The organism is Pelagibius sp. (assembly GCF_965227505.1).
Lineage (GTDB): Bacteria > Pseudomonadota > Alphaproteobacteria > Kiloniellales > Kiloniellaceae > Pelagibius.
On record NZ_OZ245757.1, the window covers coordinates 2,432,904 to 2,454,015 of the forward strand.

The following is a 21,112-nucleotide window of genomic DNA, read 5'->3' on the forward strand; positions in this document are numbered from 1 at the left end:
CACCCTGAGGGGCGATCCGCAGGGCCGCATCTCGAAGGGGGAGCGTCACCAAGGAGGATGACCGCCTTGCAAACGCCCGAGGCCGTGGTGGCGGCCTTTCAGGACGCCTGGAACGCCCACGACATGACGGCGCTGGAGGGCCTGTTCCGCGACAAGGCGGACTTCGTCAACGTCTACGGCATGTGGTGGCGCGACCGGACGACCATCGCCCGGCGCCACCGCGCCGCCCACGCCGGGCCCTACGCCCAATCGCTGCTGGAGGGCGAGCTGCGGTCGCTGGAAATGCTGGCGCCGGACATCGCCCTGGCCCACGTCGACTGGCGCCTCACCGTCCCGGCGTCCCCGGCAGAGAGCGGGCGCTCGCGCGGGGTGATGACCTTCGTGCTGCAACGCGACGAAGAGGGCTGGCGCATCCGCGCCGCGCAAAACACCGAGAAGAGCCGGCGCTGAGGGCATTCGGTCCTGGCAAAGCCAGGGGCGTCATCCTTCGGGACGGCCCGCGTTGCACTCAGTGGGAGCCTCCTCAGGATGAGGAGCGGAATGAATGCCTCACCCTGAGGAGCGGTCCGAAGGGCCGCGTCTCGAAGGGCGCGCGACAAACTGCCGCAGGCGGGTTTTCGCTGGCCCCGTGCCCCGGCGCGGGTCTATGGTCTCACGCATGAAAGGGTTTTTCTTCGTTCTCATTCTCATCGCCATGCTGATCACCCTGGCGGTTCTGGCAACCGGCATCATCGGCATGGCCCGCGGCGGCGACTTCAATGCCAAGTACGGCAACAAGCTGATGCGCGCCCGGGTCATCGCCCAGGGGGTTGCCCTGGCCCTCTTCGCGCTGGCCGTGCTGGCCGGCGCCCAGGACTGAAGTCCGGAGGGCGGACTCGATTTGTATCAGGGCGGTTCCAGCCCGCTCCCCCTCCCGGCCACCCATAGGATACTGGCGCTGGGTGGCCGGGAGGGGGAGCGGGCCGGCCCCGTAGACCTTCAAAACCCTAAAGAGTTCAGCACATGGTGAAGCTCACCCGCATCTACACCAAGGGCGGCGACAAGGGAAAGACGGCGCTCGGCTCCGGCCAGCGCGTCGCCAAGCATCACCAGCGCGTCGCCGCCTACGGCACGGTGGACGAGGCCAACGCCGCCGTCGGCCTGGCGCGCCTGCACACGCAGGATCTCCCCGACAAGGAGGTCGACGCCATCCTCGTGCGGGTACAGAACGACCTCTTCGACCTGGGCGCCGATCTCGCGACGCCGGAGGTGGAGAACCCGGAGTACCCGCCGCTGCGCATCACCGCGCCGCAGGTGGACCGGCTGGAAGGCGAAATCGACCGCCTGAACGCCGATCTCCAACCGCTCAATTCCTTCGTGCTGCCGGGCGGTTCGCCGGCCGCCGCCTTCCTGCATCAGGCCCGTACGGTGGCGCGGCGGGCGGAGCGCGAAATCACCGCGCTGGCGGAGGCCGAGGCGATCAACCCGGAGGCGATCCGCTACATCAACCGTCTCTCCGACCTGCTCTTCGTCATGAGCCGCTACGTCAACGACAAGGGCGCCGGCGACGTGCTCTGGGTGCCCGGCGCGAACCGCTAGACCGAGTCGTCTATTCGTCGCCGGGTCATCGCCGGCTCATCGCCGCTTTATCGGCGGAAATCCGGGGCAAACGCGCCCTGGCGGACGCCCGTCGCGACGTTGACACTCCCCTGCCGGACTCCTATTGTGCGACCGCGAGATAGTACCGTATGCGTTCGTCCGTCCGGCTTCCGGGCCTTGCCCAGGGACTTGCCTCGGGGGCATCTTTAGGCAACCCCGCTGCCGGACTCGTTGACATTTCCTAGCCGAGAGGTAGGTCGCAGACTTGCGATGAAAGTACTCGTACCGATCAAGCGCGTCATCGACGCCAACGTGAAGGTCCGCGTGAAGCCGGACCACAGCGGGGTGGAAACCGCCAACGTCAAGATGGCGATGAATCCGTTTTGCGAAATCGCCGTCGAAGAGGCCGTGCGCCTGAAAGAGGCGGGCACGGCCAGCGAGGTCATCGTGGTCTCCGCCGGCCTGGCCCAGGCGCAGGAGACCCTGCGCACGGGCCTCGCCATGGGCGCCGACCGCGGCATTCTGATCCAGTGCGATGCCGATCCTGAGCCGCTGGCCGTCGCCAAGCTGCTGAAGGCGGTGGTCGAGAAGGAAAGCCCGGAACTGGTGATCCTCGGCAAGCAGGCGGTCGACAACGACAACAACCAGACCGGCCAGATGCTGGCCGCGCTCTTGGGCTGGCCGCAGGGCACCTTCATCTCCAAGATCGAAAAGGCCGACGGCACCTTCGCCATCACCCGCGAGGTCGACGGCGGCCTGGAGATGCTGGACATCAAGCTGCCGGCGGTGGTGACCACCGACCTGCGCCTGAACGAGCCGCGCTACGCCTCGCTGCCCAACATCATGAAGGCGAAGAAAAAGCCCATCGACACCATGACCCCGGCGGACCTGGGCATCGATGTCAGCCCGCGCCTGACCGTGGTGGCCGTGAACGAGCCGCCGGCCCGCCAGGCCGGCGTCAAGGTGGGCTCGGTCGCCGAGCTGGTGGAAAAACTGCGCAACGAAGCGAAGGTGATCTGATGTCGACGCTGATCGTCGCCGAGCACGACAACGCAGGCCTGAAGCCCGCAACGCTCAACGCCGTCACCGCCGCCGGCCAGCTGCCCGGCGAAACCCATGTTCTGGTCGCCGGCACCGGCTGCGACGGGGCCGCGGAGGCCGCCGCCAAGGTGGCCGGGGTCGACAAGGTCCTGAAGGCCGACGATGCCGCCTACGGTCACGGCCTGGCGGAGAACCTGGCCCCCCTGGTGGCCAAGCTCGCCGCCGGCTACAGCCACGTGATCGCCGCCGCCACGACCTTTGGCAAGAATGTTATGCCGCGCGCCGCGGCGCTGTTGGACGTGCAGCAGGTCTCCGACATCTCCGCCATCGAAGCCGAAGACACCTTCGTGCGCCCGATCTACGCTGGCAATGCGCTGGCCACCGTGAAGTCGGGCGACGCCGTCAAGGTGCTGACCATCCGCGCCACCACTTTCGACGCCGCGGCGGCCGAAGGCGGCTCGGCCGCGGTGGAAGCGGTCGACGGCGCCGGCGATGCCGGCCTCTCCAGCTTCAAGGGCCAGGAACTCACCAAGTCGGAGCGGCCGGAGCTGACCACCGCCGGGATCGTCATTTCCGGCGGCCGCGGCATGCAGTCGGGCGAGAACTTCGCCATGCTGGAGCGGGTCGCCGACAAGCTGGGCGCCGCCGTCGGCGCCTCGCGTGCCGCCGTCGATGCGGGTTTCGTGCCCAACGACTACCAGGTCGGCCAGACCGGCAAGGTCGTGGCGCCGGACCTCTATGTGGCCATCGGCATCTCCGGGGCCATCCAGCACCTGGCAGGCATGAAGGACTCCAAGGTCATCGTCGCCATCAACAAGGACGAAGAGGCGCCGATCTTCCAGGTCGCCGACTACGGCCTGGTGGCAGACCTCTTCCAGGCGGTGCCGGAGCTGGAAAAGGAACTGGGCTGAAGCGGGCCCTGCACCACGGCAACACACAAGGGCGCCGGCAGGACGCCGGCGCAGGTCCGGCGCAAGACCGGGTTACGGGCCGCAAACACCATGAACCGGATCAGGCATTGAGGACGGGCTAAGTTGGAACTGATGGCAGATCAAGAAGCGGCGGCCGAAGGCCCGATGGACGTGAAGGCGGTGGGCGTGATCGGCGCCGGCCAGATGGGCTCGGGCATCGCCCATGTCTGCGCCCTGGCGGGCTATGACGTGAAGCTCGCGGACATTTCCGAGGACCAGGCCAAGGCCGCCCTCGACGTTATCGCGCGCAACATGGACCGCCAGGTGAAGCGCGGCAAGATCGAGGCCGCCGAGAAGGACGCCGCCCTCGCGCGCATCGCCCCCGGCGGCGGCCTGGAGATGTTCGGCGACAGCGACCTGGTGATCGAAGCCGCCAGCGAGAACGAAGAGGTCAAGCGCGAGATCTTCAAGGCGCTCTGCCCGATGATCAAGCCGCAGGCGATCATCTGCACCAACACCTCGTCGATCTCCATCACCCGCCTTGCCTCGGTGACCGACCGGCCGTCGCGCTTCATGGGCATGCACTTCATGAATCCGGTACCGCTGATGCAGCTCGTCGAGCTGATCCGCGGCATTGCCACCGACGAGGCGACCTTCGAGACGGTGCGCATGCTGGCCGAGAAGCTTGGCAAGACCACCGCCTCGGCAGAGGACTTCCCCGCCTTCATCGTCAACCGCATCCTGCTGCCGATGATCAACGAGGCGGTCTACACCCTGTACGAGGGCGTCGGCTCGGTGAAGTCCATCGACACCGCCATGCGCCTGGGCGCCAACCACCCCATGGGGCCGCTGGAACTGGCCGATTTCATCGGCCTCGACACCTGCCTGGCGATCATGCACGTGCTCTACGACGGCCTGGCCGACACCAAGTACCGGCCCTGCCCGCTGCTGGTGAAGTACGTCGAGGCCGGCTGGCTGGGCAAGAAGGCCGGGCGCGGCTTCTACGACTACTCCGGCGACGAACCGGTCCCGACCCGCTAACCGGGCGGCGGCGCCGGGCCGCAGGATAGCAGACCGGGAAACCCGCCACCCCCACCCGCCGCCATGACCTTCCGCGAACCTCCGGCCTGAGGGCGCTTTCAGCTCTTGACTCATGCCGCTATATCGCTATATCTCGATATATGGATTTACAAGCCGGCCTCACGGCCCTGAACAACCCGGTCCGCCGTCAGATCCTCGACTGGCTTAAGGATCGTGCGAACTTTCCCCCCGCCCTGCCCGAGCATGCCGGGGTGGACGGTGTTTGCGTCGGCTACATCCAGGAAAAGGCCGGTCTCTCCCAGTCCACGATTTCCGGCTACATGGCGCTTTTGAAACAGGCCGGCCTCGTGGTCTCCGAACGCCATGGGCAGTGGACCTTCTACCGCCGCGACGAGGCTGCGATTGCGGCCTTCGCCGAAGCCTTCCGGGACGCCCTCACCAGGGCACAGCCATGATCGACCGACCCTTGAGGCTGCCCAACGGCGCGCGCCTGGAGAACCGCATTGTGAAGTCCGCGATGTCGGAGGCTCTGGCCGATGCCCGGAACGACCCGACGGAGGGGATGCTCGCCCTCTACAAGCGCTGGGGCCAGAGCGGGGCTGCCCTGCTGATCACCGGCAACACGCCGGTCGACCGCAACCACCTGGAGCACGCCGCCAACGTCGTCCTCGACGAAAGAAGCGACCCGGAAAAGACCCGGCGCCTGGCAGCGGCGGCCAAGAGCGGCGGCGCCCTGGCGCTGGTTCAGATCGCCCACAGCGGGCGGCAGACCCCTGAGGCGCTCAACGATCGGCCACTGTCGATCTCCGACACGGCGCTGGAGCTGCCCGGTTACGGCGCCCCGAGGATGGCCAGCGAGGACGAACTGCAGGCAATCATCCTGCGCTTTGCAACGGCGGCCCGGCTGGCGCGGACGGCCGGCTTCGACGGGGTGGAAGTTCATGGCGCCCACGGCTACCTGCTCAGTTCCGCGCTGTCGCCGCGCATCAATACGAGGAAGGACCGCTGGGGCGGTTCCCTGGTCAACCGCAGCCGCCTGCTGCGCGAGGTTATCCGCGCTGTGCGCGCGGCAGGCGGAGCGGACTTCGTGGTGGCCGCGAAGCTCAATTCCTCGGACTTCCAGAAGGGCGGCTTCACCCCCGAGGAGAGCATCGAAACCGCGCGGATGCTGGAGCGGGAGGGCGTGGACTTTCTGGAGATCTCCGGCGGCACCTTCGAGACACCCGTCGCCTACCAGCACAAGGCCGGAAAGCCGAGTACGGCGGCGCGCGAGGCCTATTTCCTGGATTACGCCCGCGACATCAAAAAGGCGCTCGGCATCCCGGTCATGGTCACCGGCGGTTTCCGCTCAGCCGCGGTGATGCGCCAGGCCCTCTCAGAAGACGCAACCGACCTGATCGGCATGGGCCGCCCCTTCATTCTCGATCCTGCATTTCCGAGGAAACTGCTCGCCGGAGACATCGCCGCGGCCCCCGCGCCCGAGCGCGATTTCCCGCCGGCGGAGGCACTGCCGCGCGGTGCCGTGCTGAACTGGTTCTGCCATCAGTTGGCGCTGCAGGGTACCGAGGGAAAGGCGGAAGCGGGCCTGCCGATCACCACAGGCCATGAACGCTATCTGGGCCGCATTGCGTCTTCCACCGCCCGACTGCTGGCAGCCCGCGCGGCGGCGTCCTGCTGATGCAACGATCACCACGCCTTAGCGGCGCACGAACTCGAAGACGGAGCCGTCGTCCTCGTAGCGGATCTGAACCAGCCGGCCGTCGGGATCGTACCAAAGATCGCGGGACAGCTGTCCGCTGAGGCGGTAGTGCTCCGCCTCGATTTCGCCGCTCTCCAGCTTGATCACCTCGCGGCCCAGCAGGTCGGCGCGCACCCGATACACCTCGTCCTTTTCCGGCGACAGCAGCTTGCCGCCGGAGAGAACGTCCTTGGACCACAGGCTGGCGACGCCGATCGGCGCGGCCAGCTGTTCGTCCTGGCCGTTCACCGTGCGGGTGTACTCCTTGTCCTTCAGGACGATGGAAAGCTCGGTCTCCTGGCCGTCGTCGTTGGTCATCCCGGCCAGGGACAGCAACAGTCCGTTGCGCCAGCGTTCGACGCGTTTGTGTTCGTAGCGCGAGACGGTGATGAAGGCCACCTTGACCGCCAGCGCCGTCTCGACCGAGACCTTCAGCGCCTCGTCCTCGCGCTCGAACTCGAGGTGGTGGCTGCCGATCGACTCGCCGTCGCGCAGCACGTCGAACACAAGGCGTTCCTGGGCCAGCGCGGCGGCGGAGGCAAGCACACCGAACAGGAGCGCGGCCAGTCCGAACCGCCGGCTCAGGCGGGACCGGCGCTGCAGGACGTTCGAAGCCAGGACTTTCGAAGCCAGGACTCTCGAAATCAGGGCTTTCGAAAACGGCAGGCTTTCCCGCGAGACGTCCGGCTGCGCCCCTGCGGCTGTGGCGCGGTACCGGGAAGGACGCTGAACACTGCTGCGCATGTAGACCCTCCTGACCCTGGCGGCCTGGATCGGCGGCATGCTCTATCTTGGCCAGGGCCGCAGGGCACCACAAGCTTTCCGTGCAATCTGGGAAAATTCTCGGCTATCTCTACCTTAGGTTTTAGATCCTTGCGCGGGCTGGGCCAGATAGTGGCGAATCAGCTCCATGGCCTCCGGCGAATCCCACTCGGCCGGGCCGGTCATCCCGGCCACCACCTGGCCGCTGCGGTCGATCAGAAAGGTCGCCGGCAGGCCATTGAGGCTGAACGCCCGGGCCAGCGCGCCCCGCCGCTCCCCCGACTGGTCCAGAAAAATCGGCAGATCCTTCAGCCCCAGGCGGTCCAGAAAGGGCACCACCTGCGCGGCCCCGCCGCGATCCTCGGAGACCGCCATCACCAGAAAGCCCTGGTCCTCGAAGGCCTGGTGCAGGCGCTCCAGGCCCGGCATCTCCCGGATACAGGGGGCACACCAGGTGGCCCAGAAGTTCACCAGAATCACCTCTCCCTTGAACTCCTGGAGCGCCAGGGGGCTTCCGTCCAGGGTCTCAAAGGCCGTGCTCGGCGCTGGCAACGGCGGGTCCCAGAAGGTAAGGTTCTCCACGAAGGGGCCCTTCAGGGCCGACGGCGCTTCGCTGGATGCCTTGACCAGGTCCGGGTAAATCACAAAGGCCACGGCAAGGACTGCGAGCACGACGGCCGCAAGGGCTCTTCGCATGAAGCGCCCCGCCCGCGGCCAGAGGCCTCTCAGCCCGAGACTTCTCCGGTCGTGGATCATGGCGATGCCCTAACCCCGTTGTTTATGATCATCGTTCAAGAGGCCTCCTGAAGGCGGATGACTGCTAAGACACAAAATCTGGCCGCCAAGGCCGGCGCGCAAGAGGGATCGGAGCCCGGGACCGCGAATGCCCGGGATGACGCGGGCGCCAACGCCATGTGGGGCGCCCGCTTCGCCGCCGGTCCGGCTGAGGTGATGGAACAGATCAACGCTTCCATTTCCTTCGATCAGCGGCTTTACGCCCAGGACATCGCCGGCTCCAAGGCCCACTGCGCCATGCTGGTGGACCAGTCGATCATCTCCTCCGAAGATGGGGCCGCGATCCTCTCGGGTCTAGACACGATCCTGTCAGAGATCGAGGAAGGCCGCTTCGTCTTCAAGGCCAGCCTCGAAGACATCCACATGAACATCGAAGCGCGCCTGCGGGAATTGATCGGCGAGGCCGCCGGCCGCCTGCATACCGCGCGCTCGCGCAACGACCAGGTGGCGCTGGATGTGCGGCTCTGGACCCGCGACGCCATCGACCGCCTGGACCCCGCCCTGCGCGACCTGCAGGCCGCGCTGATCGACCAGGCCGAGCGCGAGGCCGAGACCATCATGCCCGGCTACACCCACCTCCAGGCCGCCCAGCCGGTCACTTTCGGCCATCACCTGATGGCCTATGTGGAGATGCTGGGCCGCGACCGCGCCCGCCTTGCCGACTGCCGACAGCGGCTCAACGAATCGCCCCTGGGGGCGGCCGCGCTGGCCGGCACCTCCTTTCCCATCAACCGCATGGCGACCGCCCGCGCGCTCGGCTTCGAGCGGCCCATGGCCAACTCGATGGACGCCGTCGCCGACCGCGACTACGTGCTGGAGTTCATCGCCGCCGGGTCGATCCTGGCGCTGCACCTCTCGCGCTTCGCCGAGGAACTGGTGCTCTGGTGCTCGGCCGGGTTCCGCTTCGTCGAGCTGTCCGATGCCTTCACAACCGGCTCTTCGATCATGCCGCAGAAGCGCAATCCGGATGCGGCCGAACTGATCCGCGGCAAGGCCGGACGGGTGATCGGGGCGCTCAACAGCCTGTTGACGGTCATGAAGGGCCTGCCGATGACCTACGGCAAGGACATGCAGGAAGACAAGGAACCGCTGTTCGACGCCGCCGACACCCTTGAACTCTGCGTCACCGCGATGACCGGGATGGTGCGCGACCTGCGCGCCCGGCGCGCGGAACTGCGCCAGGCCACCGATCACGGCTTCATCACCGCAACGGACCTGGCCGACTGGCTGGTGCGCCGCCTGGACCTGCCCTTTCGGCAGGCCCACCACGTGACCGGCAGCATCGTGCGGCTGGCCGAGGAGCGCGGCTGCAGCCTGGCCGAACTGCCGCTGGCGGCCATGCAGGAGGTCGAGCCGCGCATCGGCGACGAGGTTTTCGAGGTCTTAGGCGTTGAAAAGGCGGTCGCAAGCCGCAACAGTGAGGGCGGTACGGCCCCGGAAGCGGTGCGCCGCGCCGTTGCCGCAGCAAGGGAGCGCTTCTTATGATTGTTGGCCGCCGTCGCCGTGCCTTGATTCTGGCTGCCGCGGGCCTTGCGCTTGCGGGCGGCCTGGCCGCCTGCGGCAAGAAGGGCTCGCCCAAGCCGCCCGTCGGCGAGGAAGCTGCCTATACCTACCCGCAGCCCTATCCGGCGCCCGAAACGGTCGGGCCGCCGCCCGCGGGCGAGGACCCCCGGGAAACCCGCGGACTCTTCACGATCTTCGAAGACGACCGCACCGAAACCACGACCTACTAGCCGGCAGCAGCGTCGGGAACGCCGAGGGCCCGTTTATGGACAACACCTTCTTTGCCTATCGCGACGGCGGCCTGCACGCCTCCGAGGTCGCGCTCGATCGCCTGGCGGAAGAAATCGGAACGCCCTTCTACTGCTACTCGGGCGATGCCCTGGAGCACGGCTACCGCAGCTTCGCGGCCGCCCTGGCGGGCTTGCCGGCGACCATCTGCTACGCACTGAAGGCCAATTCCAACCAGGCGGTGATCAAGACCTTCGCGGACCTCGGCGCAGGGGCCGATGTGGTTTCCGAGGGCGAGCTGCGGCGGGCCATGGCGGCAGGCGTGCCCACCGAAAAAATCGTCTTCGCCGGCGTCGGCAAGACCGCGGCGGAGATGATCGCGGGACTGGACGCCGGGATCCTGCAGTTCAATGTCGAATCGCTGGCCGAACTGGAACTGCTGTCCCAGGTCGCCAGCCAGCGCGGCACCACCGCTCCTGTTGCGGTGCGGGTCAACCCGGACGTTGACGCGGGCACCCTGGACAAGATCACGACCGGACGCGCCGACAGCAAGTTCGGCATCGACGCGGGCGCGGCCCGGGATTATCTGCGCACCGTCAAGAGCATGCCGGGCATCCGCTTCGAAGGGCTGGCGGTGCACATCGGCTCGCAGCTGACCGATATCGCGCCCTACCGCACGGCTTTCCAGCGCCTCATCGCCCTCTATCACGAGCTGCGCGCCGCGGGACTGCCGCTGCGCCGCGTCGACCTGGGCGGCGGCATCGGCATCAGCTACAAGCACGACCTGCAGGCGCAGTTCGCGGAGACCGAGGAGCGGATGCAGACCTACGCGGCGATGGTGCACGGGCTGGTGGACGGCCTGGATGCGGACCTGGTGTTCGAACCCGGACGCCTGCTGGTCGGCAATGCCGGGCTTCTGGTGACCCGCGTGCTCTACGTGAAGGACAGCGACACGCGCCGCTTCGTGATCGTCGATGCAGCGATGAACGACCTGATCCGCCCCTCCCTCTACGATGCCTGGCACGAGATCCTGCCGGTGAAGGCGGCGCCGGAGGGCACGGCCCTGCAGCCGGTCGACGTCGTCGGGCCGGTCTGCGAATCCACCGACACCTTCGCCAAGCAACGCCCGCTGCCGCCGCTGGCCAAGGGCGATCTGCTGGTGTTCAGTTCGGCCGGGGCCTACAGCTTTGTGATGGCCTCGACCTACAATTCGCGCCCGCTGCCCCCGGAAGTGCTGGTCCGAGGCGGACGCTTTGCGGTGGTGCGCGAGCGCATGAACTATGACACAATGATCGGGCAGGACCGCCTGCCGGACTGGCTGAGCGACGGGGCCGCCCAGCCGACAGATCAGGCGTCGCCGGCGCGGGCCCTGCGCCATGCCGCGCCGGCACAGCCGATCCGCAGCGCCGGTTAGGCCGTAGGAAAGGCAAAGGGGCCAGAGGCCCGGGCACTGCACCCCGGACAGGAGTCCGGGGGACAAGGCGGGGGGAGCACAGAGCTGGGGGGACGAAAGGACAGGAGGGACGATGACCTCGAGTTGGCCCAGTAACTCCAGCGGTAGCTCCAGCGGCAACTCCGGCGGGACGTCCACCCGTCGTTCCCATGACCCCGCCCATGACCCCGCCCATGACCCCGCCCATGACCCCGCCCATGACCCCGGCAAACGGAACGAGCCTGCCAAGAACAGGAACCCGAACCGGGACCGTTGGTCCGCCAGAATGAGTCGCGCGGAGGAGCGCCGCAACGCCGAGCGCACGATGCGGCGCTTCGGCGTTTTGCTGCGCCTGGCGCGCGGCGCCGTGGCCTGGGAGACAATCTGGCGCGCGGCCTGGCCGGTGCTGGGCATCTGCGGGCTGTTTCTGGCCCTCGCCCTGCTCGGTGTTCTGCCGGCCCTGCCGGCATGGCTGCACAGCGCCATCCTCGCCGGCTTCCTGGCCGCGCTCGGCTATGCCCTCTGGCGCGCCGCCACCGCAGTGGCACTGCCCGACGAGGCCGCAGGCAAGCGCCGGCTGGAGCGGGACAGCGACCTCTCCCACCGGCCCCTGACGGCGCTGGACGACCGCATGATGACCGGGCTCACCGATGTCGAGTCCAAGGCCCTGTGGCGCGCGCACCAACGGCGCGCCATCGGCCGTCTGACAGGTCTGCGCGTCCTGCTGCCGCGGCCCGGACTGGCCGGTCTCGATCCCTGGGCCATGCGCGGCCTCGTGCTGCTCTTGATCTTCGTCGGCTTTGCGACCTCCGACGGCAACGTGACGACGCGTCTGGCCAGCGCCATGACGCCGCAGTTCAAGGGCGAGCCGACACTGCCGCCCAGCCTCGACGCCTGGATCAACCCGCCGACCTACACCGGTCTGGCACCGCTCTATCTGGATGCCGAAGGCAGTGACGGGCAGGGCAACGAGCAGAGCCTGCGCGTGCCGAGCGGCAGCGTGCTGCTGGCCCAGGTACAGGGGGGCAGCACGCTGCCGGACCTGCGGATCGACGAGAGCACCCAGCCTTTCGAGCCCTTCGCCCAGGAAGCCTATCGCCTGGAGCACAGCTTGACCGAAGGCTCCAGCCTGGCGATCCGCCAGGGCAGCCGCAGCCTTGCGGAGTGGCCGCTGGAGCTGGTGCCCGATACACCGCCCAGCATCGTCTTCGAATCGGCGCCGGGGCGCAGCGAGCGCGCTGCCCTGCGCCTGGCCTATCAGGCCGAGGACGACTATGGCGTCGTTGCCGCAAGGGCGGAGGTCAGGCGCATCGACAAACCCGAGGAGCCCCCGATCGAGATCGAACTGGTGGTGCCCGGGGCCGCGCCGAAGTCCACCGCCGCGACGACCTATCGCGATCTGACGCCGCACCCCTGGGCCGGCCTCGCCGTCGAGATCCAGCTGATCGCGCGCGACCATCCGGGCCAGGAGGGGCGCAGCGAGAGCCTGCGCACCGTGTTGCCGGAGCGGATCTTCAACCACCCCGTCGCCCGGGCCCTGGTCGAGCTGCGCAAGCAGCTGACCCTGAAGCCCGACTCGCGCCTGCCGATCGTCCAGGCTCTCAGCGGCCTCTACGAGCGCCCGGAGCACTTCTTCCACGATATGGTCGTCGCTTTGGCGATCCGCTCGGCTGAGCGGCGGCTGATCTACGATCCCTCTTCGGAAGCGATCGCCGAGGTGCAGCAGTTGCTCTGGGATACGGCCCTGCGCATCGAGGAAGGCGAGCTGGCAATCGCGGAACGCGCGCTGCGCGATGCCCAGCAGGCCCTGATGGATGCGCTGGCCCGCGATGCCGGCGACGAGGAAATCCAGCGCCTGATCGACGAGCTGCAGGCTGCGCTCAACAACTTCCTCGACGAACTGGCCGAGCAGATGCGCGAGCAGATGGCCAGGGGCGAGCAGCCGGGCGAACAGGAACTGCCGCCGAACGCACAGCTGCTCGACCGCCAGGACCTGCAGAGCATGATCGACCAGGCCCGCGAACTGGCCCAGTCGGGCGCCCGCGACGCGGCGCGCGAGCTGCTTTCCCAACTGCGCGAAATGCTGGAGAACCTGACCGCCAATCCCTATGCCGGACAGATGAACCAGGACATGCAGGACGCCTCGCGCATGATGGAGAACCTGGAAAACATGATGCGCGAACAGCGCGACCTGCTGGACCGCAGCTTCGAGCGCTCCCAGAACGGCCGTCAGCAACAGGGGCAGCAGGGGCAGCAGGGGCAGCAAGGCCAGCAGGGGCAACAGGGTCAGCAAGGGCAACAGGGACAACAGGGCCAGCAAAGCGCCGACCTGACCGATGCCCAGCGCCAGGAGGCCCTGCGCCGCAGCCTGGGCGAACTGATGCGCCAGCTGGGAGATGTCATGGGCGACATTCCACGCCCGCTGGGCCGGGCGGAGCGTGAGATGCGCGATGCCCGCGATGCGCTCAACAGCCAACAGCCCGGTCAGGCGGTGCCGCCGCAGACCCGCTCCCTGGACCAGCTGCAGCAGGGCATGCAGGCCACCCTGGACCGCTTCATGGAGATGTTCGCCAACCAGCCCGGCGAGACCGGCGAGGGCAGCGTCTCCGGCCGCTTCGGGCCCAACGGCCGCGACCCGCTGGGACGCGACAACAACCGGCCGGCGGGCGAGGCCTTCTCCAACGAAGGGGTGCAGATTCCCGAGGAGATGGAACTGCAGCGCAGCCGCGAGATCGTCGACGAACTGCGGCGGCGGCGCGGTGAGCGCAACCGGCCTGCCGAGGAACTGGAATACATCGACCGTCTGCTGAAGCGGTTCTAGACGCATCCCGGCGCCCTCAAGGCGGCCACTGCATGCTTCGAGACGGCGGCCCGGTCTGTGTTTGGGGCCGCCTCCCGAGCAGACGGATCGTTCTGTTCGCCGTTCCGGGACCTCATCCTGAGGAGCACGCCAAAGGCGTGTGTCTCAAAGGATGAGAAACCGCTCGGAAGCGGCTCTCAGCAGGCTTGGACCGTGTTGTCGGTTTTGAGGGCGAACCGTTTCGCCGCAGGCCAGGGACAAAAGGCCCCGGACAAGAGGCCAGAGACCGCCTAGTGGCAGGTCATGGGCTCGCTGGACAGCGCAGCCTCCGCGGCCTCGCAGATCTCGAGCAGCGTGAAGGGCTTTGTGATCACCTCGCAGATCAGCTCTTCGAGGTTGTGCGCACGCTGGCGTTCAGCCGAATAGCCGGTCATCAGAAGCACCGGCATGCTGGGATAGTCCTTGGCGACCTTCAGGGCCAAACCGATGCCGTCGAGGCTGGGCATCACGATGTCGGTGATCAGCAGATCGAAACTGGAACCGCCAAGCGCTTCCAGCGCCTGCACACCGTCCTCGACCGAAGTCACCTTGTGACCGCGGTGGGCAAGGGCGCGGCTGACAAAACTCTGAACTGCGGTGTCGTCTTCGGCGACCAGAATATGCGCCATGGTGTAACGGTCTCCAACGGCTTCTTGTCACGGGCAGGCGCCCTGAGGCTCCGGCTTTCCAGGCGTTTCCGTGAAAGGGCCCGGCTGATGACCGCGTCTGCGTGACGCTGCCGGCGCCGGCCATACACCCAACACGGCCTCTTCGCCAAACTGCCACCGCGTAGTTAAACAAGCCTTAATGAAGCGGGATCGGAGGTGCCGCGAAGGGCGGCTATTCGCCGTCGCGGACGAAGGTGATCGTCAGGTTCTGACCTTCGCTCGGCGGATTGACCGTCTCGGTCGCGAAGTCCACCGCCGCGCCGGCGTCCAGCTCGGTCCTGGGGGCTTCGAATTCCCATTCCCTGAGAACCTCGCCGTCCTTGTCGGTCAGCCGGGCGCGCAGCTTGGGGACCGTCTGCTTGCGCGTCGTGATGTTGGTCACCGAACCGCTGAGCAGGATGATGCTGTCGCCGTCGCGCTGGGTCACCCGCGGCTCGCCGACCCGCAGTTCCAGGGTCGGTCCCGCCGCGGTCACCGGAATGCCCAAAGCGGCATAGAGCGTTTCGAACTGCGGGAACTGGGCGACGATCTGATCGCGCCCGAACCAGGCCCCGGCGAGCAGCGCCACCAGCACAAGCAAAAGGGCGAGCCAACCCAGACCGGCGCTGTTTCTGGCCTTGGATTTGGCGGGCGCGGGGCGCCGCCGGGGGGGCGGTGGTGGCGGCGGCGGCGGTTCGGCGGGTTCCGGCGCCGCGGCGGGCGCCTCCTCCTCCGGCATCTGATGCCAGCAGTTGCCGCATTTGCCGCAGCGCACGATTCGCCCGTCGTAGCCGAGTTGCTCTCGCTCAACGGCGAAGCGGCTTTCACAGGCTGGACAGGTAACAATCATGAACGGCCGGCTGCCCCCCAAAGGCAGGTAATCCGATAACCTTATATGGTCGGGGTATAATCAAAGCAAGGCATCAGCAGGAACCTTTACGGGACTGACTTGCCTATGCCATTTTCGATTCAGGCTTCCGCAAAGGGGAATCCGAGTTTGGTTCGCTTCGAGGACGTCGCGCTGCGCTATGGCACTGGGCCGGAGATCCTGAAGCATATCTCCCTGCAGTTCGACCCTGGATCCTATCACTTCCTGGTCGGCGCCAGCGGCGCCGGCAAGTCGTCGCTGCTGCGCATGATGTATCTGGCCCAGCATCCCAGCGCCGGGCGGGTGACGCTTTTCGGGCGCGACGTCACCGAACTGTCGCGCCCCGAAACGGCTTTGCTGCGCCGGCGAATCGGAGTCGTTTTCCAGGACTTCCGCCTGCTCGACCACCTGACCGCGCGCGAAAACGTGGCCCTGCCCCTGCAGATCAGCGGCCAGGCCCACGGCCGCAGCGACAAGGACGTCGAGGAACTGCTGACCTGGGTCGGTCTGGCCGACCACATGGATGCCCTGCCGCCGACGCTGTCCGGCGGCCAGCAGCAGCGCGTCGCCATCGCCCGTGCGGTCATCGGCCGGCCGAACCTGCTGCTGGCCGACGAGCCGACCGGCAACCTGGACGACCGCATGGCGGTGCGCCTGCTCTATCTCTTCGAGGAGCTGAACAAGATCGGCACCACCGTGGTCATCGCCACGCACAACGAGTCGCTGGTCGACCGCTTTCCCCATCCGGTGACGCGCCTGAGCGGCGGCATGATTGCCCCCACCAAGGAAACATCGGACGCCAAGGTCGCGGACCGCAGCGCAGACTCGTCTGCCGCCGGGCCCACGGCCGCCGCGGCCGGTCAGGACCGTTCATGAGACGCCGCCGCCAGGCCGTGCCGCTGGACCGCGATGCCACGGGGCGCTATCTGCCGCTGCTGGTCGCCATCATGGTCTACCTGGCCGCCCTCGCCCTGGCCGGAGCCATGGTGGCCAGCAAGCTTGCCGCCCGTTGGGACAGCGGGCTGAGCGGCGCCGTGACCATACAGCTTCCGGCGGCCGGCGCCGACGGCGATCCGGCGGCGGAAGCGGTCGTCGCCTTGCTGCGCGACACGGCGGGCGTGACCGCGGTGGAGAGGCTCGATACCCAGGATATTGCCGCGCTGCTGGAGCCCTGGCTTGGCGACGCGGGCCTGACTGCGGACCTGCCGCTGCCGGGGCTGATCGCGGTGACCGTGGACGCCGACAACCCGCCTGACCTGAACGCCCTGCGCCGCGCGGTGCTGGCGGTTGCGCCGGGCAGTCTGGTGGACGACCACCAGCGCTGGCTGGGCCACCTGCTGGACCTGACCTGGGCGATCGAGGCCATGGCCATCGTGGTGGTCGCGCTGGTGGTCCTGGCCGCGGCCATCATGGTCGCCTTCGTCACCCGCATGGGCCTGGCCGCCCACGAGCAGGCCATCGAGGTGCTGCATCTGATCGGGGCGCAGGATTCCTACGTTGCGCGCCAGTTTCAGGGGCACGCTCTCAGCCTTGGCCTGCGCGGCGGCCTGATCGGCCTGCTCTGCGCCCTGCCGACCCTCTATCTCGGGCGCCACCTGCTGCGGCAGGTCGACAGCGGTCTGCTGCCGGAGATGCAGCTTCTGCCCCACGAGTGGTCGCTGCTGGTTCTGCTGCCCGTGGCCTCGGCCCTGGTGGCCATGACGACAGCGCGGATTACAGTCTTGCGCACCCTGGCTAGAATGCCCTGATGCGCTTGCGTTCAATCAGTAAAGACCGGACTTCGCCGCTCCGCCGCGGCCTGCGCCGCCTGCGCAGTCTTCTGGTGATGCTCCTGATCGCCGTCCTGGCCTGGGGCGCGGGCCTGCTGTGGTTTGCAACGCTGCTGCCCACCGCAGTGGCCGACACGAACAGCCGCACCGATGCCATCGTGGTCCTGACCGGCGGCAGCGACCGGCTGAACATCGCGCTCGGCCTGCTGGCCGAGCAAAAGGCCGACAAACTCTTCGTCTCCGGCGTTTACCGCGGCGTCGACGTGCGCCAGCTCCTCGCACTTTCCCAGCAGTCGCCGGAGGAACTCTCCTGCTGCGTCTTTCTGGGCTACGAGGCCGACAACACCCGCGGCAACGCCATCGAAACGGCGGACTGGATTGCGGCGCAGAACGCGCGCTCGCTGCGCCTCGTCACCGCGAACTACCATATGCCGCGTTCGCTCCTGGAATTCCGCCGCCGCATGCCGGAAACCAAGATCCTGCCTCACCCGGTCTTTCCCGAGCCCTTCAAGCACGATGACTGGTGGCTCTGGCCCGGCAGTTCCTCGCTCCTCGTCACCGAGTACAGCAAATACCTTGTCGCCGTCGCGCGGGGCTGGTTCGACCGCATCGTCGCCGCGCTGCCCTGACCAAGCTGCCCTGACCAAGTCACCATGACCAAGCTGCGCTCCTTCCTGTTCAACGTCTTCTTCTATCTCTGGACCAGCGTCGTGCTGATTCTGGGACTGCCGCTGATGCTGGGACCGCGCAGCGGGCTCTATCATCTCGGGCGCTTCTGGGTGCGCGGGATCATGGGGGCCCTCGCGCTGCTCTGTGACCTGCGCTACGACATCCGTGGCCGGGAGAACCTGCCGCAGGGCGCTTTTCTGGTCGCCTCCAAGCATCAGTCCGCCTGGGATACGCTGATCTATTCATTGCTGCTCTGGGACCACAGCTTCGTGCTGAAGCAGGAGCTCACCTGGATCCCGGTCTTCGGGCAATACCTGGTCCGCGCCGGCCTGGTGCCGGTCGACCGCGCCGGCGGCAGCAAGGCCCTGCGCAAGATGGTGGCCCAGGCCAAGCAGGTCGCCGCCCAGGGCCGTCCGATCGTGATCTTTCCGGAAGGCACGCGCGTCGCCCCCGGTCAGCAGCGCCCCTATCATCCCGGCGTCGCGGCCCTCTATGGGCAATTGAACGTGCCCGTGATTCCTGTCGCCCTGAACTCCGGGCTCTTCTGGGGGCGCCGCAGCTTCGTCAAGCAGCCGGGCCGGATCACCCTGGAATTCCTGCCCGCCATCGAACCGGGATTGAACCGCAAGGCCTTCCTGCAACGGCTGGAAGCGGCGGTTGAAGGACGAAGCCGGGAGCTGGCGGAAATCGCAACTCATAGGAGTGCAGAGGGGCCGCTGAAGCAAGCCGGTTAGCTTGTGCGCAAAGCTGTGGACAGCTGCCGGGGCGCCGGTCGTTTTATCTGATTCTCCCCTTGCCAAGCCCAGCTCAGGCGGCGAATCGGAAGGCGGAGCACCGGATGAAGCCCGTTGACCGGTTTCTCCTCCAGACCTATCGTCAGGACAGCGTTTCCGCCGAAATATCGCACGAATGCGGGACCTTAAGCCCCGTGGAAGGTTCGTCCATGTCTGAATTCTCAGCCCTGTCGCAAGAGATCTGGGACATGAAATACCGCCTCAAGGCGGCCTCCGGAGAGCCTGTGGACAAAACCCTGGGCGACAGCTGGCGGCGCATTGCGCGGGCGCTCGCGGCTGCCGAGGCCGATCCCGCAACCAGGGGTTCTGTTGAGGCGCGCTTCGAGGACGCCTTGCGCGATTTTCGCTTTCTGCCTGCCGGGCGCATCCAGGCCGGCGCCGGCAGTGAGCGGAACGTCACGCTCTTCAACTGCTTCGTCATGGGGGTCATCCCCGACGACATGGCGGGGATCTTCGAGCATCTGAAGGAAGCGGCCCTGACCATGCAGCAGGGCGGCGGCATCGGCTACGATTTCTCCACTCTGCGGCCGCGTGGTGCCGTGGTGCACGGCATCGGCGCGGACGCTTCCGGCCCGCTTTCGTTCATGGACGTCTGGGACGCCATGTGCCGCACCATCATGAGCGCGGGATCGCGGCGCGGCGCCATGATGGCCACGCTGGCCTGCGACCACCCGGATATCGAGGCCTTTATCGAGGCCAAGCAGGAACCGGGCCGCCTGTCGATGTTCAACCTCTCGGTGCTGATCACCGACGCCTTCATGCAGGCGGTGCGCGAGGACCAGGCCTGGCCGCTGACCTTCGACGGCACGGTCTATCGCGTGGTGCAGGCTCGCGACCTCTGGGAGCGCATCATGCGCGCCACCTATGCGGCCGCGGAGCCGGGCGTGATCTTCATCGACCGCATCAACCGGCGCAACAATCTGCACTACTGCGAGACCATCCGCGCCACCAACCCCTGCGGCGAGCAACCTCTGCCGCCGTACGGCGCCTGTCTCTTGGGGTCCATCAATCTCGCAGCCCTGGTGACAAAGCCCTTCGAGGCCGATGCGGGTCTCGACATGAAGGCCCTGGAAGAACAGGTGCCGACGGCGGTGCGGATGCTCGACAACGCCATCGACGTCTCCCGGTTCCCGCTGGATGCCCAGCGCCAGGAGGCAAAGGCCAAGCGGCGCATCGGCCTGGGGATCACCGGTCTCGCCGACGCGCTCATCTGCTGCGGCCTGCGTTACGGCTCCGCCGAAGCGGTGGCGACGACGGAGCGCTGGATGGCTGCCTTCCGCAAGGCTGCCTACCAGGCCTCCATCGATCTCGCCGCCGAGAATGGCCCCTTCCCGCTGTTCGACCGTGATGCCTATCTGGCCGGCGAGTCGATCCGCGAACTGGACCAGGACCTGCGCGACGGCATCGCAAAGCACGGCATCCGCAATGCGCTGGTCACCTCGGTCGCGCCCACCGGGACCATCTCGCTGCTCGCCGACAACATCTCCTCCGGCCTGGAGCCGGTCTTCAGCTTCGCCTATACCCGGCGCATCCTGCAGCCCGACGGCAGCCGGCGCGAAGAGGAGGTGAGCGATTACGCCTATCGGCTCTTCCGCCGTCTCAAAGGACCGGACGCGCCGCTGACCGCGGCCTTCGTCGATGCCCAGACCCTGGAACCGGCGGCGCATGTGGTCATGCAGGCCGCGGTGCAGCGCTATATCGACAGCTCGGTCTCGAAGACCATCAACCTGCCCGCCGACATCTCCTTCGAAGCCTTCAAGGATGTCTATACCCAGGCCTACGATCTCGGCTGCAAGGGCTGCACGACCTACCGGCCCAACGCGATCACCGGCGCCGTGCTGACGGTGGAAAGCGCCGAGCGAAAACCGGAGGAGCAGGAACCGGAAGCCGCGGCGTCCCCGCCGCTGCAGCCGGCCGAAGGCGATGTCGTTTACATGACCGACCCGCTGGCGCGGCCGGCGGTGCTGCCCGGCTGTACCTACAAACTGCGCTGGCCGGAAAGCGATCACGCCATCTACATCACCCTGAACGACATTCTGCAGGAACCGTCCGCCAAGGCGGGAGACGGCCGGGAACCGCGGCGGCGGCCCTTCGAGATCTTCATCAACTCCAAGAACATGGAGCACTATGCCTGGACGCTGGCGCTGACCCGCATGATCTCCGCGGTGTTCCGGCGCGGCGGCGATGTCTCCTTCGTCGTGGAGGAATTGAAGGCGGTGTTCGATCCGCGCGGCGGCGCCTGGATGGAGGGCCGCTACGTGCCTTCGCTGCTGGCGGCGATCGGCGGCGTGATCGAACAGCACATGGTGGAGATCGGCTTCCTGCAGGCACAGGAACGCCCGCAGCTCGGCGCCGGAGACAGTGCCATCAGGATCGCCGCCGCAGCGGGATCACAGGGCTTTGCCCAGTGCCCCAAGTGCGGCAGCGCCGGTCTGGTCCGCCAGGAAGGCTGCGACCTCTGTACGAGCTGCGGCTACTCCAAGTGCAGCTAGGCGGG

General features: G+C 67.4%; 21 protein-coding genes. 17 read left to right on the plus strand and 4 right to left on the minus strand.

The window, feature by feature from the left end; genetic code table 11:
• Positions 1-57 precede the first annotated feature (57 nt).
• From ACO06P_RS11570 to ACO06P_RS11605, 8 genes are all read left to right on the plus strand, one after another.
• A complete protein-coding gene (locus ACO06P_RS11570; protein ID WP_420345399.1) occupies positions 58-450 on the plus strand; it encodes an SgcJ/EcaC family oxidoreductase in 393 nt (130 codons plus the stop codon).
• A gap of 208 nt (positions 451-658) precedes the next feature.
• Positions 659-859, plus strand: coding sequence for a twin transmembrane helix small protein (locus ACO06P_RS11575; protein ID WP_420345400.1), 201 nt, complete (start codon positions 659-661; stop codon positions 857-859).
• Between the two features lie 143 nt (positions 860-1,002).
• A complete protein-coding gene (locus ACO06P_RS11580) occupies positions 1,003-1,578 on the plus strand; it encodes a cob(I)yrinic acid a,c-diamide adenosyltransferase (RefSeq protein WP_420345401.1) in 576 nt (191 codons plus the stop codon).
• Between the two features lie 270 nt (positions 1,579-1,848).
• Entirely contained in the window at positions 1,849-2,598 is a 750-nt protein-coding gene (locus tag ACO06P_RS11585; protein ID WP_420345402.1) for an electron transfer flavoprotein subunit beta/FixA family protein, read from the plus strand.
• Positions 2,598-3,530 (plus strand): FAD-binding protein, encoded by a 933-nt coding sequence (locus ACO06P_RS11590; protein WP_420345403.1) that lies wholly within the window; start codon positions 2,598-2,600, stop codon positions 3,528-3,530. Before ACO06P_RS11585 ends, ACO06P_RS11590 begins: the two co-directional genes overlap by 1 nt.
• Positions 3,531-3,662: 132 nt before the next feature.
• A complete protein-coding gene (locus tag ACO06P_RS11595; RefSeq protein ID WP_420345404.1) occupies positions 3,663-4,571 on the plus strand; it encodes a 3-hydroxybutyryl-CoA dehydrogenase in 909 nt (302 codons plus the stop codon).
• A 140-nt stretch (positions 4,572-4,711) separates the two neighbouring features.
• Entirely contained in the window at positions 4,712-5,026 is a 315-nt protein-coding gene (locus tag ACO06P_RS11600) for an ArsR/SmtB family transcription factor (RefSeq protein ID WP_420345405.1), read from the plus strand.
• Positions 5,023-6,249, plus strand: a complete 1,227-nt coding sequence (locus ACO06P_RS11605; protein WP_420345406.1) for an NADH:flavin oxidoreductase/NADH oxidase family protein — start codon at positions 5,023-5,025, stop codon at positions 6,247-6,249. The genes ACO06P_RS11600 and ACO06P_RS11605 overlap by 4 nt, the downstream gene beginning before the upstream one ends.
• 18 nt (positions 6,250-6,267) lie before the next feature.
• Here the strand turns inward: ACO06P_RS11605 and ACO06P_RS11610 are convergent, their stop codons facing one another.
• Both ACO06P_RS11610 and ACO06P_RS11615 read right to left on the minus strand, forming a co-directional pair.
• Entirely contained in the window at positions 6,268-7,053 is a 786-nt protein-coding gene (locus tag ACO06P_RS11610; RefSeq protein WP_420345407.1) for a DUF6134 family protein, read from the minus strand.
• Between the two features lie 114 nt (positions 7,054-7,167).
• Positions 7,168-7,767, minus strand: a complete 600-nt coding sequence (locus ACO06P_RS11615; protein ID WP_420345408.1) for a TlpA disulfide reductase family protein — start codon at positions 7,765-7,767, stop codon at positions 7,168-7,170.
• Between the two features lie 216 nt (positions 7,768-7,983).
• Between ACO06P_RS11615 and argH the strand changes: the two genes are divergently transcribed.
• The 4 genes from argH to ACO06P_RS11635 all read left to right on the plus strand — a co-directional run bounded on the left by argH (position 7,984) and on the right by ACO06P_RS11635 (position 13,850).
• Complete coding sequence (argH, locus tag ACO06P_RS11620; protein WP_420349624.1) at positions 7,984-9,351, plus strand: argininosuccinate lyase; 1,368 nt, start codon at positions 7,984-7,986, stop codon at positions 9,349-9,351.
• Positions 9,348-9,599: a hypothetical protein gene (locus ACO06P_RS11625; RefSeq protein WP_420345409.1), complete on the plus strand. Its 252-nt coding sequence runs from the start codon at positions 9,348-9,350 to the stop codon at positions 9,597-9,599. The genes argH and ACO06P_RS11625 overlap by 4 nt, the downstream gene beginning before the upstream one ends.
• Positions 9,600-9,634: 35 nt before the next feature.
• Entirely contained in the window at positions 9,635-11,011 is a 1,377-nt protein-coding gene (lysA, locus tag ACO06P_RS11630) for a diaminopimelate decarboxylase (protein WP_420345410.1), read from the plus strand.
• Positions 11,012-11,315: 304 nt separating this feature from the next.
• Positions 11,316-13,850 (plus strand): TIGR02302 family protein, encoded by a 2,535-nt coding sequence (locus ACO06P_RS11635; RefSeq protein WP_420345411.1) that lies wholly within the window; start codon positions 11,316-11,318, stop codon positions 13,848-13,850.
• Between the two features lie 269 nt (positions 13,851-14,119).
• Here the strand turns inward: ACO06P_RS11635 and ACO06P_RS11640 are convergent, their stop codons facing one another.
• Together ACO06P_RS11640 and ACO06P_RS11645 are read right to left on the minus strand one after the other, a co-directional pair.
• Positions 14,120-14,497, minus strand: coding sequence for a response regulator (locus ACO06P_RS11640; RefSeq protein WP_299395809.1), 378 nt, complete (start codon positions 14,495-14,497; stop codon positions 14,120-14,122).
• Positions 14,498-14,708: 211 nt separating this feature from the next.
• On the minus strand, positions 14,709-15,365 hold the full coding sequence (locus ACO06P_RS11645; protein ID WP_420345412.1) for a DUF3426 domain-containing protein: 657 nt from the start codon (positions 15,363-15,365) through the stop codon (positions 14,709-14,711).
• Positions 15,366-15,512: 147 nt separating this feature from the next.
• On the opposite strand from ACO06P_RS11645, the gene ftsE reads away from it, so the two are divergent.
• The 5 genes from ftsE (at position 15,513) to ACO06P_RS11670 (ending at position 21,107) form a co-directional block, all read left to right on the plus strand.
• On the plus strand, positions 15,513-16,259 hold the full coding sequence (gene ftsE, locus ACO06P_RS11650) for a cell division ATP-binding protein FtsE (RefSeq protein ID WP_420345413.1): 747 nt from the start codon (positions 15,513-15,515) through the stop codon (positions 16,257-16,259).
• On the plus strand, positions 16,256-17,131 hold the full coding sequence (locus ACO06P_RS11655) for a cell division protein FtsX (RefSeq protein WP_420345414.1): 876 nt from the start codon (positions 16,256-16,258) through the stop codon (positions 17,129-17,131). Before ftsE ends, ACO06P_RS11655 begins: the two co-directional genes overlap by 4 nt.
• On the plus strand, positions 17,131-17,781 hold the full coding sequence (locus ACO06P_RS11660; protein WP_420345415.1) for a YdcF family protein: 651 nt from the start codon (positions 17,131-17,133) through the stop codon (positions 17,779-17,781). The genes ACO06P_RS11655 and ACO06P_RS11660 overlap by 1 nt, the downstream gene beginning before the upstream one ends.
• Positions 17,782-17,805: 24 nt before the next feature.
• A complete protein-coding gene (locus ACO06P_RS11665) occupies positions 17,806-18,555 on the plus strand; it encodes a lysophospholipid acyltransferase family protein (protein ID WP_420345416.1) in 750 nt (249 codons plus the stop codon).
• Between the two features lie 209 nt (positions 18,556-18,764).
• Positions 18,765-21,107 carry an adenosylcobalamin-dependent ribonucleoside-diphosphate reductase gene (locus tag ACO06P_RS11670; protein ID WP_420345417.1) on the plus strand — a complete coding sequence of 781 codons (2,343 nt, stop codon included), beginning with the start codon at positions 18,765-18,767 and terminating at the stop codon, positions 21,105-21,107.
• Positions 21,108-21,112: the final 5 nt, after the last annotated feature.